The sequence below is a fragment of the Streptomyces sp. NPDC059851 genome (assembly GCF_042732005.1).
GTDB lineage: Bacteria > Actinomycetota > Actinomycetes > Streptomycetales > Streptomycetaceae > Streptomyces.
The window spans coordinates 24,320-38,999 of the sequence record NZ_JBHWJJ010000033.1 but is presented as its reverse complement, the minus strand read 5'-3'; the positions used below and the strand labels follow the sequence as shown (position 1 = coordinate 38,999).

Sequence of the window (14,680 nt, the reverse complement as noted above, 5' to 3'; positions counted from 1 at the left end):
CCCCTCGGGACCCGGCACGGCCGCGTCCCGGGGGGCCTCTGTGTATCCGGGCCCGGTCCCGTCCCGGTCCCCGGGCCCGGTCCCGTCCCGGTCCCCGGGCCCGGTCCCGTCCCGGTCCCCGGGCCCGGATACGGGAACGGGAACGGGAACGGGAACCGGACCGGTGTCCGCGGCGGGCGGCGGGATCCGCCATGCGTCCAGGACCGCGTCGATCTGCGCGGCCAGCCGGGCCCGGGCCGCGAACCGCGGCACGCCCGCCATCAGCAGGGCGTCGTACTCGGTGTCGACGTGCCGTACCGCCGCCCGCACCGCCACCGTCACGGCGAGTTCGTCGAGCGCCCGGCCGGCCCGGGTACGCCCGACCCGGCCGCTGCCCCGAACCGAGGCGTGAGTGGCGATGGCAGCCGCCCGGTCGGCCGGGCAGCCGGGGAACAGCCGCCGTATCTCCGCCGCGAACGCAGCCGTGAAGCGGGTGTCCTCGGCCGCCCGGCGCAGACGGTCGCGTTCCCGGCGGCGCGCCCGCGCCTCCGCGTCCGCGAGACAGGCACGCTCGGCCCGCGCCAGCGCGGGATCCTCCACGAGGAGGCCCTGGCGTTCGTAGCGGCGGCGGCGCTTGTTGAAGCGGACGACGACGGCGGACAGCGAACTGGCCTCGCGCGCCCGGCGGGTGAGTGCGGCGTCCCCGCGCGGTAGGTAGACCAGGTGCCCGAGGTCCGCGCAGTCCAGGCAGCGCGGCACGCCCGCCTCCCGCACGAGATGCCGCAGCGGTCCCCGGCGGCACCGGGCGCAGTGGATCGCCTTCACCGACTCGAACACGACCAGGCTCATGACGGTGTGATACCGCCGTTCGGCCCCTTTATCACTTTGCTGTCGGTGACGACTCGGGATCGGTCAACTCTCCCTCGATTTCAGTAAGTCGCTTACCGTGGGAGGTCGGGACCTGTGGTGCGGCCGTGACGCCCGGGGTGCCCGGAACCGAGGGGGAAACATGAGCGGACGTCAGACGGCGACGGAACATCCTGCGATACCCGGCCCTGCAACGCCGGGCCCTGAGATACCCCGCCCCGCGACCCCGGGACTCGCGATACCCCGCCCCGCGACGCCGGGACTCGCGATACTCCGCCCCGCGATACCCGGCCCCGCGATACCGGCGGGCTCCGAGGACGCCCCACCGGACCTCGCAGGTCGGGAGGTGGTCATCGCGCCCGGCGCCTGCACCGGCTGGCACTTCCACCGGGTCCCACTGATCGCTCTGGTCAAGTCCGGGACGCTCACCCGGATCCTGCACGACCTCACCACCGTGGTGCACCCGGCCGGGACCAGCTTCATCGAACCCGCCGGCCCCGAGCACCTCCACCTCGGCCGCAACCCCGGCACCGAACCCGTCGTGCTGTACGTGACCAGCGCCCTCACCGAGGGCGAGCCGTTCTCCGTACCCGCCGCCCCGCCGGGCACCGCCGCCCCCTGCGCCTGCCCGGGCCACACCTGGTGACCGGCCGTGCCGCGGCGCCGCCCGCTCACACCAGGCGGCGTATCTCCCCGCGCACCCGGTAGAAGCCGCCCGCTGCCGGGTGCAGCCCGTCCACCACGTACCGGGCCCCCGGCTCCCGGATCCCACGCGGGAACTGGACGTTCCACGAGCGCTCGAACCCGCTCGACACCACCTGCACCCGCACCCGGTTGCCCTGCTGCACGCACTCGACCACCACGCCGTCGGCCGGGGCGGCAGCCGCCGACACGCGCGCCACCGCGGCAGCCGAAACCGCCGGGGTGAACACCGGCAGGGCGGCGGCGGACTTCACGTCCCGGGCCGTCGGCACCGTGCCCTGCTGGGCCGCGCCGATCGCCGCCTCGCTCGCGTCCACGCAGACCAGCGAGCCGTCCGTGGTGACCAGGTACAGCCGCTCGTCCAGGTACTGCATGGACAGGGCCGAGCCGCTGCCCGTGCCCAGCTTCCACAGCCTGGTTCCGTCCGCGTCGAAGCAGTAGACGGACGAGGCGGAGTCCCCGGCGAACACGTGGCGGCCGTCGGGAGAGGTCGCGCACGAGTACACCGCGGCGTCACAGCGGTACGAGGCCTCGATCGCACCCGTGTCCTTCGCCAGCCGCTGCACGGTGTGGCGGCCCGTCCCGGCGAAGACCGCACGGTCCTCCTGCCAGCCGAAGAGCACCCCGCCCGCGGTCCGGGTGTGCCACAACTCGTCGCTGCCGTCCGGGGCGTACGCCGTCACGCCGCCCGTGTGGCCGTGGTAGACGGCGTGCTCGTCCGCCCGGACCATCCAGGCGTGGGCCCCGGCGGACCTGCGCGACCACTGGAACTCGTCCTCGTGGTCGATGACCGTCAGACCGCCGTTCGCGTCGGAGACGTTGAGCACGCCCTCGCGGATGTCCAGCCAGAAGATGTCCACGTCCTCGGCGATGTCGTACGCCTTGAACGGGACCTTCGAGGACAGGTCGTACACGCCTCCGTCATCGCAGCCCGCGTAGATCCAAAAATCGTCCGCCACCAGGCACTTGACCCCGTCCGGCAGCGAGTACCGGGCCAGCACCTCCCCGCCGTGGCTGAGCGTGTAGACGTCGCCGGCCTGGTTGCCGACCCAGCAGCGGTCCTCGTCCACGTGGATCCCGAACGCCGAGGCGCCCGTACGGAACCGCCACAGCACCGGGGCGGCCGCGCGGGCCGTCGACGGCGCGGACGCCACCTGTCGGCGGGTCACCGGTCGGGCCGCGCGCTGCCCCGGCACCGCCGGCGCGTACCCCTTGCGGACCTTCTCCCCGATCTTCTTGGCCGCGGCCGCCCGGGCCTTCTCGGCCGTCGGGAACGTCGAGTCCTGCAGCGTGCCGGCCGCTCCGATGCGCCCGTACCGCACCGAGACGGCGGTGCCGTCCACCGTCACCTCGTAGAACTTGTGCGCTCCGCCGCCGTCTTGCGACAGCTCCAGGTACGTCGTCTCGCGAGCCATGACAGACCCCTCCCCAAGGCCGGGCCCGACGGCTCATCCCCGCCGGTGTTCCCTCGTGGCAAAAAGCTAGGGGCCGCCACTGACAATGGGCCCGTGCACCTGGAAGCGATCACCTGGCAGCGGATGGCCGAGCGGCTCGCCGGCCGTCTGGACGAACACGAACCGCGGGCGGGGGAGCCGGATTGGCAGCGCGTCGGCATCGACGGCGCGCCCGCCGCCGACACCGGCGGCCTCGCCGGGCTGCTCGCCGAGGCGCTGCGCGGGCGCGGCCGGACCGCCCTCGTCGTCGCCGCCGAGGGCTTCCTGCGGCCGGCCTCGCTGCGCTTCGAGTACGGCCGCGAGGACGTGGACTCCTACCTCGGCGGCTGGTACGACACCGCCGCCCTGTGGCGGGAGGTGTTCGGCCCGACCGACCCCGGCGGCACCGGGCGGGTGTTGCCCGACCTGTGGGACCCGGTGACCGACCGGGCGACCCGCAGCCCGTACACCGAACTGCCGCCGGGCGCCGTCGTGATCGTGCACGGGCCGCTCCTGCTGGGCCGCTGGTTCCCCTTCGACCTCAGCGTGCACATCCGGCTCTCCCCGGGCGCGCTGGCCCGCCGTACCGAGGAGGCCGCCCGCTGGACCCTGCCCGCCTTCGCCCGTTACGAGGCCGAGACCGACCCCGCCGCACTGGCCGACGCCGTCGTCCGGGCCGACGATCCGCGCCACCCCGCCTGGACGGGCCTGCGCCGCTGACGCTGCTGCCGCACCGGCCGTTACGGACGTCCGCCCAGCCGGGTGACCGCGCGGGCCGCCGACCGGCAGCCGGCCCGCGCCGCCTCCACCGGGTCGGCTCCGGCCAGCCGGGCCGCCAGGAACCCGCCGGTGAACGCGTCTCCCGCGCCCGTGGAGTCCACCGCCCGCACCGGCTCCGCGGCCACCTCCGCCGTGACCCGGCCCCCCTCGGCGACCAGCGCCCCCGCCGCGCCCCGGGTGACCACCACCAGCGGCACCAGGCGGCTCAGTTCCGCCGCCGCCCGGGCCGCCCCGGCCGGCCGCGGCAGCCCTGCCAGCAGCAGGGCCTCGTCCTCGTTGGGCAGCAGTACGTCCACCCCCGCCACCGCATCGAGGAAGCGCTGCGGCCCCAGGTCGAGCAGGAACCCCGCCGAGGCCGGGTCCACGCTCACCGGCACCCCCCGGGCGCGGGCGGCCCGCAGCGCGACCAGGGCCAGTTCGCGGCTGCCGTCGGCGAAGTACAGGTAGCCGGAGAGGTGCAGGTGGGCGACCCCGTCCAGCAGACCGGGCGTCCAGTCGGCGGGGGAGAGCCGCAGCGCGGCCCCGCTGTCGGTCAGGAAGGTCCGCTCCGTGTCCCGGCCGACCAGCGCCACCACGGTCCCCGTCGGCTCGTCCTGGTCGACCACCAGACGCGGCCGCACCCCACAGGCCAGCAGGGCGTGCTCGTGCCACCGGGCCGACTCCGCACCCACCCGCGCGAGGATGCGCACGTCGGCGACCCCGGCGCGGGCCGCCCAGCAGGCCGCATTGGCCCCGGCGCCGCCGGGCAGGGTCCGGATCCGGGCCGCCGTATCGGTGGCCGGAACCAGTGGCTCCGGGTGCACCGCCACCACGTCCGTCACCACGTCCCCGACGACCAGCAGCGCCCCCGGACCGGAACTAGATCCGGAACCAGATCCGGAACCAGAACCGGCGCCCCGACCAGGTGTCGGATCCTTCTCCTGCCCCCACCGCTGCCCGGGCCCCGCCCCTCGCTCGGGCCCCGTCCCCGTCCCGGCCCGTCGCCCCTCCTCCGGCCCGTGCCCCGGCGCCGGGCCGGCCGCCGTCACTGCCGTGCCGCCCAGGCCCCGGCGATCCGGGCCCCGAGGGCCACGTTGCCCCGTACCGCCGCCAGATTGGCTTCCAGCGAGGCCCCGCCCGTCGCCCGTACCAGGAAGTCCAACAGGAACGGGGTCACCTCCTGCCCCGTGACCGCCCGCCTCCGGCACTCGTCCAGGGCCTCCGCCAGTACCCGGTCGTGCAGGCCCGGATCCAGCTGTTCCGCCTTGTCCACCGGGTTGGCCACGAGCAGCGCGGATTCGGGCCCTCCGAGGAGGTCCTGAGCGGCCATCACCTCGGCCACTTCCTCCGGCCGGTGCACGGTCCAGTCCACCGGTTCACCGGAACTGGCCAGGTAGAAGCCGGGGAAACGTTCCGTCCCGTACCCCAGTACGGTCACCCCCAGCGTTTCCAGCCGCTGCAGCGTGGCCGGCACGTCCAGGATCGACTTCACCCCGGCGCACACCACCGTGATCCGCGTCCGCGCCAGCAGCCGCAGGTCCGCCGACTCGTCCTGGGTCTGCGCCCATTCCCGGTGGACGCCGCCCAGCCCGCCCGTGGCGAAGACCCGCAGCCCGGCCCGCGCGGCCAGGAACGCCGTCGCCGAGACCGTGGTCGCGCCGGTCGCGCCCGCCGCGAGGGCCGGCGCCAGGTCCCGGTGGCCGAGCTTGCGCACGCCCTCGCCGCCCGCGATCCGCTCCAGCTGCTCCTTGTCCAGGCCGGCGTACGCCACCCCGTCCACGACGGCGATCGTGGCCGGTACGGCCCCCTCGGCGCGGACGACCGCCTCCAGCTCGGCGGCCACCGACAGGTTGCGGGGGCGCGGCAGGCCGTGCGTGATGATCGTGGATTCCAGGGCCACGACGGGCTGGCCGTGCTCCAGCGCCTCGCGGACTTCCTCGGACAGGACGGGAGTGCCGGGCGGGGGCGGAGATGCGGATGCTGTGTGCTGTGGCATGCCCCATCCATGGCACGCGATCAGCACCGCCAAACGCGGCGCCCGAGCAGTGGCCGGTTGTCGCCGTTCCCCCCGACAGGATGCCTTGCCCGGCGCCGCCGCGGTGGACACAGTGGCCACTCCGCGACCCGGCCCGCCCCCACTACGCTGGCGCCCCATGAGCACCAGCGACCACGACACCGCTGACGCCGTCGCGGCGGTCCCCGCCTCCTTCGCCGTCTCCGTCCCGGACGTTCCGGACGCCGAACTGGAGGCCGAAGAACTGGACCCCGGCCAGATCGTCTCCGGCCACCCCGTCGTGACGGGCAAGGTGCTGTGGGAGTCCCCGGACGGCACTCAGGTGCGCGGCATCTGGCAGATCACCCCGGGGGTGGTCACGGACGTCGAGGCGAACGAGCTGTTCGTCGTCGTCAGCGGCCGCGCCACCATCGAGGTCGAGGGCGGCGCGACCCTGGAGGTGGGGCCCGGCTCGGCCTGTGTGCTCCGCGAGGGCGACCGGACCACCTGGACCGTTCACGAGACGCTGCGCAAGGCCTACCAGATCAGTTCTTGACCGCCGGATGGCGGCGCGCGGTGAACAGGGCCAGTACCGCCATCGGGAGCAGCAGCGAGGCCCCGATCGCGTTCAGCCAGCCGTAGCCCGCCTCCGCCATGACCAGGCCGGCCAGCGCGCCGCCGACGCCCGCGCAGGTGTTCATCGTCAGGTCGCTCAGGCCCTGTACGGCGGCCCGGGCGCGGGTCGGCACCGAGTCGGTCAGCAGCGCCGAGCCGGAGACCATGCCGGCCGACCAGCCGAGGCCCAGCAGGAACAGGCCGAGCGCGCTCTGCCCGTGGCGCGGGCCCGCGGTGCCGGCGAGCAGTGCGGCCAGCGACAGCAGTCCGGCCGCCAGGCCGATCACGGACAGTCGGCCGAGCCGGTCCGACAGCCAACCCATGACCGGCGAGAAGGCGAACATGCCGGCGATGTGCCCGCTGATCACCAGTCCGATGAGCTGGATCCCGGCGCCGTGGTGGCCCAGGTCGACCGGGGTCATCACCATGATCGAGACCATGCTGGTGTGCGACGCCGCGACGGTGACCAGCGCGAGCCGCGCCCGTGGGGCGGCCTTGACCGCCGCCAACCCGGCGCGCAGCGAGTGGCCCCCGCGGACGTGCTCTTCGGGCCCGGCCAGTGCCCGGGCGGTGAGCAGCGGATCGGGCCGCAGGAACACGGCGATCAGGGACCCGGTCAGGACGAAGACGGCGCCGGCCCACAGGAAGGGGCCCGCCGTCTCGGGTATGGAGGTCCCGGCGAAGCTGCGGCTGGCAGGGGCGGAGAGGTTGGGGCCGAGCACGGCGCCGATGGTGGAGGCCCAGACCACGACGGAGATGGCCCGGGCGCGGTGGTCCGGGGCGGCCAGGTCGGCGGCGGCGAACCGGGCCTGGAGGTTGGCGGAGGAGGCGGCTCCGAACGCGGCCATGCCGAGCATGAGCAGCGGGAAGCTCCGGATGGCGGCGGCCAGCACCACCAGGGCCGCGCCCGCGGCCCCGATCGCGTACCCGAGGACCAGCCCCGGCCTGCGGCCGCGTGCGGTCATCAGGGCGGCGAGGGGCAGCGAGACGAGCGCGGTGCCGACCACGGCGGCGGTCGAGGCGAGCCCGGACAGTGACTCGGTGCCGCTGACCTCGGTGGCGAGGGCCGGGGTCAGGGCGATGCTGACGGGCACGCCGAGGCCGCCCAGGATCTGGGAGGCGATCAGCACGGAGGAGGTGCGGCGGCGCAGCCGGGGCAGCTCGGCCGGGTCCACGGGCGTGACGGGCCGGCCGGTGCCGGTGCCCGTCCCGGTGCCGGGCGCGGCGCTCACTGCGGACGTCCGGGGCGGCGCGGCGTGGCGGCGGCGGGAGCGGCGGAGCCTGGTGCGGCAGGAGTAGTCACCGCAGCAGTTTCCCACCCCTTACCGTTCGGCGGAACAGGAAAAACGCCGCTCCCTGCCCGTCCGGAGCCCGCCCGCCCGGCCCTGCCTCCTGCCGTCAGAACAGCGGCTGCGGAAGCACGCCCTCCAGCGCCAGCAGCGCCCGCTTGGTCTCCACGCCGCCGCCGAAGCCGCCGATCCCGCCGTCGTTCTCCACGACCCGGTGGCAGGCCACCACCAACGGCAGCGGATTGGACCCCATGGCACGGCCCACGGCCTGGGCGGCGCCCGGCTGCCCGACGCGGGCGGCCAGCTCCCCGTACCCGACGACCGACCCGTACGGCACCGAGCGGTCCAGCTCCTGGAGCACCGTCCGGGGGAAACCGGAGCTCAGCCGCCAGTCCAGCGGCAGCTCGAAGCGCCGCAGCGAGCCCGCGAAGTACGCGGAGAGCTGGCGCACCGGCTCGGCGAGCAGCACCTCCTCGCCCCGCGCCGGCCGCAGGGCCTCGGCGCCGACCCGGGAGACCAGCGCGCCGATCATCCGCTCGACCCGGTCCGGGGCGGCATGGAACTCGACCCGGACCAGGCCCTCCGGGGTCGCGGCCAGAAGCAGCGGACCGATGTCGCTCGGGACGACGGTCCATTCCAGGTGCGGCCCGCGCGGCCGGTCGGTGGTGTCCACCCCTCCACCGTACGGGCGGCCACCGGCAGCCAGCGCCGGCCCGGCCCCGACGCCCCGGCAGCAGCCGGCCCAGCAGCAGGCGGCCCGGCGGCCGGCGGCCCGGTCCGCCCGGCGCGGATCATTCGGCGAACCCCCCGATCACCGCCTGCCGCACCACGTCCGGGGCGTTCGTGATGATCCCGTCCACGCCCATCCCGCGGACCTTCCGGGCGGTCACCGCGTCGTCGACGATCCAGGTGTCCACCTCCATCGCCTTGCCGTGGGCCCCTGCCAGGCCGTGCACCGCCGCCACCCACTCCGCCGAGATGGTGGTGTGCCAGGGGTTGATGCGGTCCGTGAACTCGGCGTACTTCGGCAGGTCGGCCACCTTCGGCGTGCCCAGGAAGGCCGTCACGAGGTCCGGCCGCAGCTCGTGCACGGCGCGCACGGTGTCGGCGCTGAAGCTCTGCACGACCAGGCGGCGCTGGACGTGGCCCGGATCGAGCCACCCGGCCGCGTCCAGCACCTCCAGGGTCTGCTTCTCGATCCCGGGGTAGAGCTCCGGCTTCTTGATCTCCAGCAGCAGCCGCTGCCGGTTGCGCTCGACCCGGTCCAGGTACTCCCGCAGTGTGGGCACGCGGGCGCCCGCCCACGCCGGGCCGAACCAGCTGCCCGCGTCGAGCCGGGCGATTTCGGCCGCCGTGAAGTCCCGCACCCGCCAGGGCGCGCGGTCCGGGAACACCTCCTCCACGTTCGTGGTGCGGGCCAGGGTGTCGTCGTGGATCACGACCAGCTCGCCGTCCCGGGTGCGCTGGACGTCGTTCTCGACCCAGGAGAAGCCCAGCCGCAGCGCCGCGTCCACCGCGGCCAGCGTGTTCTCCGGGGCGTACGCCGAAGCCCCCCGGTGGGCGTACACGACGGGGCCGAGCACCCCCGGCCGGGCGGCGCGGGCCCCGGGGTCGGTGGCGGCGGTCGCGGCCGACCCGCCCATCGCGGTGAGGGCGAAGCCCAGGAATGCGGCGGTTGCTGCTGCGGAGGGTCGGACGTACATGTGCGTTCTCCTCGGGTCGTGAACCCTGCTCCGGCGTCAAACGGGCGCAGAACGGCAGGCGTTCCGCGACGCAGCGACTGCGGTGTCCGTTGGAGCGATCATGGGGTTGAAGATCACCGGGGCGCCACCGAACTACGACAAACGGACCAGAAAGGGGGAAGGGGCGCCGGGCGCCCCGCCCCTGCCCGGTCCCCGCCCGCCCGTGGGGCCGTGCGGGTGCATGAGTGTCAGTGCCGGGTCGTACGGTGGAGTCATGCGGCCCGTATCGAAGATCGAACGCACGGTGGCACCTTTCGAGGTCGTCAGCTCCTACCAGCCCAGTGGTGACCAGCCGACGGCCATCGCCGAGCTGGAGAAGCGCATCCGCGCAGGTGAGAAGGATGTCGTCCTGCTGGGCGCGACCGGCACGGGAAAGTCGGCGACGACCGCCTGGATGATCGAGAAGCTCCAGCGGCCCACCTTGGTCATGGCGCCGAACAAGACGCTCGCCGCCCAGCTGGCGAACGAGTTCCGCGAACTCCTGCCGAACAACGCGGTCGAATACTTCGTCTCGTACTACGACTACTATCAGCCCGAGGCGTACGTACCGCAGTCGGACACGTACATCGAGAAGGACTCCTCGATCAACGAGGAGGTGGAGCGGCTGCGCCACTCCGCGACGAACTCGCTGCTGACCCGGCGGGACGTCGTCGTGGTCGCGTCGGTCTCCTGCATTTACGGCCTCGGTACCCCGCAGGAGTACGTCGACCGGATGGTCCCCCTCAAGGTCGGGGAGGAGATCGACCGGGACCAGCTGCTGCGCCGCTTCGTCGACATCCAGTACACCCGCAACGACGTGGCCTTCACCCGCGGCACCTTCCGGGTGCGCGGCGACACCATCGAGATCTTCCCGGTCTACGAGGAACTGGCCGTCCGCATCGAGATGTTCGGGGACGAGATCGAGGCCCTCTCCACGCTGCACCCGCTGACCGGCGAGGTCATCACCGAGGACCGCGAACTGTACGTCTTCCCCGCCAGCCACTACATCGCGGGCCCCGAGCGCATGCACAACGCGATCCGCGGCATCGAGACGGAGCTCGCCGAGCGCCTCGCCGAGCTGGAGAAGCAGGGCAAGTTGCTGGAGGCCCAGCGGCTGCGCATGCGCACCACGTACGACCTGGAGATGATGCAGCAGATCGGGTCCTGCTCCGGCATCGAGAACTACTCGCTGCACATGGACGGCCGCGAGCCCGGCTCCCCGCCGCACACCCTCCTCGACTACTTCCCCGACGACTTCCTCCTCGTCATCGACGAGTCCCACGTCACCGTGCCGCAGATCGGCGCCATGTACGAGGGCGACGCCTCCCGCAAGCGGACCCTCGTCGACCACGGCTTCCGGCTGCCGTCCGCGCTCGACAACCGGCCGCTGAAGTGGGAAGAGTTCCTGGAGCGCGTCGGCCAGACGGTCTACCTGTCGGCGACCCCGGGCCCGTACGAGCTCTCCCGTGGCGACGGCTTCGTCGAGCAGATCATCCGCCCCACCGGCCTCGTCGACCCCGAGGTCGTCGTCAAGCCCACCGAGGGGCAGATCGACGACCTGGTCCACGAGATCCGGCAGCGGGTGGAGCGGGACGAGCGCGTCCTGGTCACCACCCTCACCAAGAAGATGGCCGAGGACCTCACGGACTACTTCCTGGAGCTCGGCATCGCGGTGCGCTACCTGCACAGCGACGTCGACACGCTGCGCCGCGTCGAGCTGCTGCGCGAGCTGCGGGCCGGCGAGTACGACGTGCTGGTCGGCATCAACCTCCTGCGCGAGGGCCTGGACCTGCCCGAGGTGTCCCTGGTGGCGATCCTCGACGCCGACAAGGAGGGCTTCCTGCGCTCGGGCACCTCGCTGATCCAGACCATCGGCCGCGCGGCGCGCAACGTCTCCGGCCAGGTCCACATGTACGCGGACAAGATGACCCCGGCGATGGAGAAGGCCATCGACGAGACCAACCGGCGCCGGGAGAAGCAGATCGCGTACAACACGGCCAACGGGATCGACCCGCAGCCGCTGCGCAAGAAGATCAGCGACATCGTCGCCACCATCGCCCGCGAGGAGCTCGACACCGAGCAGCTGCTCGGTACCGGCTACCGCCAGTCGAAGGACGGCAAGGGCGCCAAGGCCCCCGTGCCCGCCCTGTCGGGGGCCAAGGCCGCGCCGGGCAAGGCGGCCAAGGGAGCCAAGGGCGCCAAGGCCGCCGTGGCGGTGACGGACCGCCCGGCCGAGGAACTGGCCTCGCTCATCGAGCAGATGACCGAGCGCATGCGGGCCGCCGCGGCCGAGCTGCAGTTCGAGGTCGCGGCCCGTATCCGGGACGAGGTGAGCGAGCTGAAGAAGGAGCTGCGGCAGATGAAGGAAGCGGGCCTCGCCTGACCCCCACGGAGGTCAGTAGGGTTGGCGGCAGCCGCAGGTACACGCTGCCTGGGGGTGGCTATGGAAAGGGGACAGCGGTGACGGTCAATTTGACCAAGGGTCAGGCCATCAGTCTGACGAAGGGTGACGGCGGCTCACTGACGTCGGTCCGCATGGGGCTCGGCTGGCAGGCGGCCAAGCGCCGCGGCCTGTTCGGCTCGCGGACGCGGGAAGTCGACCTCGACGCCTCGGCGGTGCTGTTCGCCGAAAAGCAGCCGGTGGACGTGGTGTTCTTCCGGCACCTGCAGAGCGACGACGGTTCGGTCCGGCACACCGGCGACAACCTGATCGGCGGCGCCGGCCAGGGCGGGGACGACGAGTCGATCCTCGTCGACCTCCAGCGCGTCCCGGTCCACATCGACCAGATCGTCTTCACCGTGAACTCGTTCACCGGCCAGACGTTCCAGGAGGTGCAGAACGCGTTCTGCCGCCTCGTCGACGAGACCAACGGCCAGGAGCTGGCCCGGTACACCCTCGACGGCGGCGGCCAGTACACGGCGCAGATCATGGCCAAGGTGTCGCGCAGCGGCAGCGGCTGGCAGATGACGGCCCTGGGCGCGGCGGCCAACGGCCGCACGTTCCAGGACCTGATGCCGGCGATCGTGCCGCACCTGTAAGCAGTACACGGCGGAGCGGAAGAGCAAGGCAACGGGGGAGGGCTGCACGATGACGGCCGAACTGGTCCGGGGGCAGAACCACCCCCTGTCCCAGAGCCGGGTGGAGATCAGGGTCACGGCGGGCGCACCGGTGCTCGCCCTGGCCGCCGCCTGCGACGGCGAGGGCCGGCTCACCGGTCCCGGCGCGCTGGCCCACCCCGGCTCTCCCGCCCTGCCCGGGCTGGAAGTGCCGGGTTCGGCGGCGGGCGAGCACCGCTTCGCGGTCGACCTCGGCGCCGTCGCGCCCGAGGTGCACCAGGTGAAGGTGGTCCTCCTCCTGCCGCCCGGCGGCCCGGCCCGCTTCGGGGCGGTACCGGCCCCGTCCGTGGCCGTGGCCGCCCCGGGGGGCGACCGGCTCGCCGGGTACGCGCTGGCGGGCCTGGACCAGGAGACGGCCGTGGTGGCCCTGGAGCTGTACCGCCGTCAGGACGCCTGGAAGGTCCGCGCCGTCGGCCAGGGGTACGCCGACGGGCTCGCCGCACTGCTCGCCGACGCCGGGCTGGGCGCCCCGGTGGCCGCGGAGCTGGCCTCCGCGGTGGCGGGGGCGGCCGACCGCGCCAGCCTCGCCACGGCACCCGTACCGGCCGCGGCCGCGCCCACCCCGCCGCACGGCCACGCGGTCCCCGGGCCGTCGGGGCCGTCCGGACCCTCCGGGCCGTCCGGTCCTTCCGGACCCTCCGGGCCGTCCGTCCGGCAGGATCCGGAGCCGGTCACCGTCCCCGTCTCCGGCGTCCCGTACGCCGGTACGCCGGGCCCCGCCCCGGCCGCCGCCCCCGCGGACTCCGCGGGCGGGCCGCCGACCATCGACTACGTGCACCCGCGCCGCCGCCGCACCACCAGCGAGCCGCCCGAGCCCGCACCCGCTGCTGCCGCTCCCGGCCGGCCCGGCGAGCCGCCCGCTCCCGTCGCGGGCGACGCCTCCGGCTGGTCCATGGACGAGCGGCTCTACAACCAGGTCTGGGGCATGTTCGAGGACCTGGCCCGGACGGTCGCGGCGTACCGCAGCGCCTGCGACTTCGCCGACTCCCGGCTCGACCGCGAGCTCGAACAGGCCCTGACCGACCCCCGCGACCGCGCGGCCGGCGCCGGCGGCCCCGCCCAGGCGGCGGCCCGGGCCCGCCGCGAGGAGCTCGTCGCCCAGGCCAAGACCGCCCTCGACCGGGACCTCGCCCAGCTGACCGCCGAGGCCGAGGTGGTCGAACCGGCCCTGCCGGCCGCGTACGCCCGCTGGTCCAGCCCCGTCTGGCAGGGGCACACCCTGCCGGAGGAATCCCCGATGGCCCTGCGCCTCGGGGACCTGCACCTGCCGGAGCGGCCCGGTCTGCGGATCCCCATGCTCGTGCGGGTCCCGCTGGAGCGCGGCCTGTGGATCGACAACGGTCGCACCGGCTCCGAGGCCGCGATGGCCACCGACACCGACCGGCTCCGCAAGGCCGCCATGGACACGGCCGTCGCGCACGCGGCGCGGCTGCTCGCCGTCCACCCCGCCGGCCGGTTCTCCGTCCACGTGATCGACGCGGCCGGGGCCGGGGCCGCCTCCCTGGGTCCGCTGGTGCACGCCGGAGTGCTCGCCGCGCCGCCCGCCGCCGGAGCCGCCGCAGTCTCCGAGATCCTGGCGCGGCTGACCCGCCGGGTGGACCTCGTCCAGATGGCGCTGCGGGCCGGGGCGCCCGAGGAACTGCCGCCCGACGTGGACACGGCCGAGCAACTGCTGATCGTGCACGACTTCCCGCACGGCTTCGACGACCGGGCCGTCACGCAGCTGCGCTACCTGGCCGACGAGGGCCCGGCGGTCGGCGTGCACCTGCTGATGGTGGCCGACCGCGACGAGTCGACGGCGTACGGGCCCCTGCTGGACCCCCTGTGGCGGTCGCTGATGCGGCTGACGCCGGTGCCCGACGACCACCTCGCCGACCCGTGGGTCGGCCACCACTGGACCTTCGAGCCGGACCTGCCGCCGCCCGGCAGCCTGGTCCTGGAGGAGGCGCTGCAGCGGGTCGCCACGGCCCGCCGCCATGCCCGCCCGTGACCAGTCCTTGGTGTTCCCTTTACCTTTTCACTCCTCCGCGGGTATCCTGGTGCCCGCGGAGGGGAGTATTCCTGCTTTCCTGCTACGGCGTGCCCGTCAGTACGGACCCATAGGCGGTCCCGGGGCGCCGGCCCACGGCCTCCAGGCCGCCAGGGTGGAAGAGACCTCCGGCAGCGATGTCGCTGACCTGTGTGCCAAGCCATCTGCCGGAGGCC

12 protein-coding genes and 1 pseudogene are annotated in these 14,680 nt (G+C 74.1%); 6 read left to right on the top strand and 7 right to left on the bottom strand.

Going from position 1 to position 14,680, the window contains the following annotated elements; translation table 11 throughout:
• Positions 1 to 186 precede the first annotated feature (186 nt).
• Positions 187 to 828, bottom strand: a pseudogene (locus ACFV7Q_RS14530) (DUF2293 domain-containing protein); the annotation flags it as partial.
• Between the two features lie 364 nt (positions 829 to 1,192).
• Here ACFV7Q_RS14530 and ACFV7Q_RS14525 point away from each other — a divergent pair.
• Complete coding sequence (locus ACFV7Q_RS14525) at positions 1,193 to 1,492, top strand: cupin domain-containing protein (RefSeq protein WP_385428280.1); 300 nt, start codon at positions 1,193 to 1,195, stop codon at positions 1,490 to 1,492.
• 25 nt (positions 1,493 to 1,517) lie between these two features.
• Here ACFV7Q_RS14525 and ACFV7Q_RS14520 read toward each other — a convergent pair whose 3' ends face one another.
• On the bottom strand, positions 1,518 to 2,963 hold the full coding sequence (locus tag ACFV7Q_RS14520) for a WGR domain-containing protein (protein WP_385428278.1): 1,446 nt from the start codon (positions 2,961 to 2,963) through the stop codon (positions 1,518 to 1,520).
• 93 nt (positions 2,964 to 3,056) lie between these two features.
• Here ACFV7Q_RS14520 and ACFV7Q_RS14515 point away from each other — a divergent pair, with 93 nt between their 5' ends.
• Positions 3,057 to 3,701, top strand: a complete 645-nt coding sequence (locus tag ACFV7Q_RS14515; RefSeq protein ID WP_385428277.1) for a uridine kinase — start codon at positions 3,057 to 3,059, stop codon at positions 3,699 to 3,701.
• 20 nt (positions 3,702 to 3,721) lie between these two features.
• Here the strand turns inward: ACFV7Q_RS14515 and ACFV7Q_RS14510 are convergent, their stop codons facing one another.
• Both ACFV7Q_RS14510 and ACFV7Q_RS14505 read right to left on the bottom strand, forming a co-directional pair.
• Positions 3,722 to 4,585 carry a carbohydrate kinase family protein gene (locus ACFV7Q_RS14510; RefSeq protein WP_385428276.1) on the bottom strand — a complete coding sequence of 288 codons (864 nt, stop codon included), beginning with the start codon at positions 4,583 to 4,585 and terminating at the stop codon, positions 3,722 to 3,724.
• A gap of 200 nt (positions 4,586 to 4,785) precedes the next feature.
• A complete protein-coding gene (locus ACFV7Q_RS14505; protein ID WP_385428275.1) occupies positions 4,786 to 5,736 on the bottom strand; it encodes a pseudouridine-5'-phosphate glycosidase in 951 nt (316 codons plus the stop codon).
• A 157-nt stretch (positions 5,737 to 5,893) separates the two neighbouring features.
• Between ACFV7Q_RS14505 and ACFV7Q_RS14500 the strand changes: the two genes are divergently transcribed.
• The gene (locus ACFV7Q_RS14500; RefSeq protein WP_385428274.1) at positions 5,894 to 6,289 is read left to right on the top strand and encodes a cupin domain-containing protein; all 396 of its coding nucleotides are present in this window, start codon (positions 5,894 to 5,896) and stop codon (positions 6,287 to 6,289) included.
• Here the strand turns inward: ACFV7Q_RS14500 and ACFV7Q_RS14495 are convergent.
• The 3 genes from ACFV7Q_RS14495 to ACFV7Q_RS14485 form a co-directional block, all read right to left on the bottom strand.
• On the bottom strand, positions 6,279 to 7,580 hold the full coding sequence (locus ACFV7Q_RS14495) for an MFS transporter (protein ID WP_385428273.1): 1,302 nt from the start codon (positions 7,578 to 7,580) through the stop codon (positions 6,279 to 6,281). The two genes, ACFV7Q_RS14500 and ACFV7Q_RS14495, sit on opposite strands and share 11 nt — an antisense overlap.
• Before the next feature lie 166 nt (positions 7,581 to 7,746).
• Positions 7,747 to 8,310 (bottom strand): methylated-DNA--[protein]-cysteine S-methyltransferase, encoded by a 564-nt coding sequence (locus ACFV7Q_RS14490; protein WP_385428271.1) that lies wholly within the window; start codon positions 8,308 to 8,310, stop codon positions 7,747 to 7,749.
• 118 nt (positions 8,311 to 8,428) lie between these two features.
• Entirely contained in the window at positions 8,429 to 9,340 is a 912-nt protein-coding gene (locus tag ACFV7Q_RS14485; protein ID WP_385428269.1) for a glycerophosphodiester phosphodiesterase, read from the bottom strand.
• A 253-nt stretch (positions 9,341 to 9,593) separates the two neighbouring features.
• Here ACFV7Q_RS14485 and uvrB point away from each other — a divergent pair, with 253 nt between their 5' ends.
• The 3 genes from uvrB to ACFV7Q_RS14470 all read left to right on the top strand — a co-directional run bounded on the left by uvrB (position 9,594) and on the right by ACFV7Q_RS14470 (position 14,465).
• Positions 9,594 to 11,741 carry an excinuclease ABC subunit UvrB gene (gene uvrB / locus ACFV7Q_RS14480; RefSeq protein ID WP_385428268.1) on the top strand — a complete coding sequence of 716 codons (2,148 nt, stop codon included), beginning with the start codon at positions 9,594 to 9,596 and terminating at the stop codon, positions 11,739 to 11,741.
• 77 nt (positions 11,742 to 11,818) lie between these two features.
• Positions 11,819 to 12,397 (top strand): TerD family protein, encoded by a 579-nt coding sequence (locus tag ACFV7Q_RS14475; RefSeq protein ID WP_385428266.1) that lies wholly within the window; start codon positions 11,819 to 11,821, stop codon positions 12,395 to 12,397.
• Positions 12,398 to 12,446: 49 nt separating this feature from the next.
• Positions 12,447 to 14,465, top strand: a complete 2,019-nt coding sequence (locus tag ACFV7Q_RS14470; RefSeq protein WP_385428264.1) for a TerD family protein — start codon at positions 12,447 to 12,449, stop codon at positions 14,463 to 14,465.
• The last annotated feature ends 215 nt before the right edge of the window (positions 14,466 to 14,680 follow it).

Bases quoted from the DNA above. Each gene is read 5' to 3' on its own strand.
- ACFV7Q_RS14520 (WP_385428278.1), bottom strand. From the start codon at position 2,963: ATGGCTCGCGAGACGACGTACCTGGAGCTGTCGCAAGACGGCGGCGGA.
- ACFV7Q_RS14505 (WP_385428275.1), bottom strand. From the start codon at position 5,736: ATGCCACAGCACACAGCATCCGCATCTCCGCCCCCGCCCGGCACTCCC.
- ACFV7Q_RS14500 (WP_385428274.1), top strand. From the start codon at position 5,894: ATGAGCACCAGCGACCACGACACCGCTGACGCCGTCGCGGCGGTCCCC.
- ACFV7Q_RS14485 (WP_385428269.1), bottom strand. From the start codon at position 9,340: ATGTACGTCCGACCCTCCGCAGCAGCAACCGCCGCATTCCTGGGCTTC.
- uvrB (WP_385428268.1), top strand. From the start codon at position 9,594: ATGCGGCCCGTATCGAAGATCGAACGCACGGTGGCACCTTTCGAGGTC.
- ACFV7Q_RS14470 (WP_385428264.1), top strand. From the start codon at position 12,447: ATGACGGCCGAACTGGTCCGGGGGCAGAACCACCCCCTGTCCCAGAGC.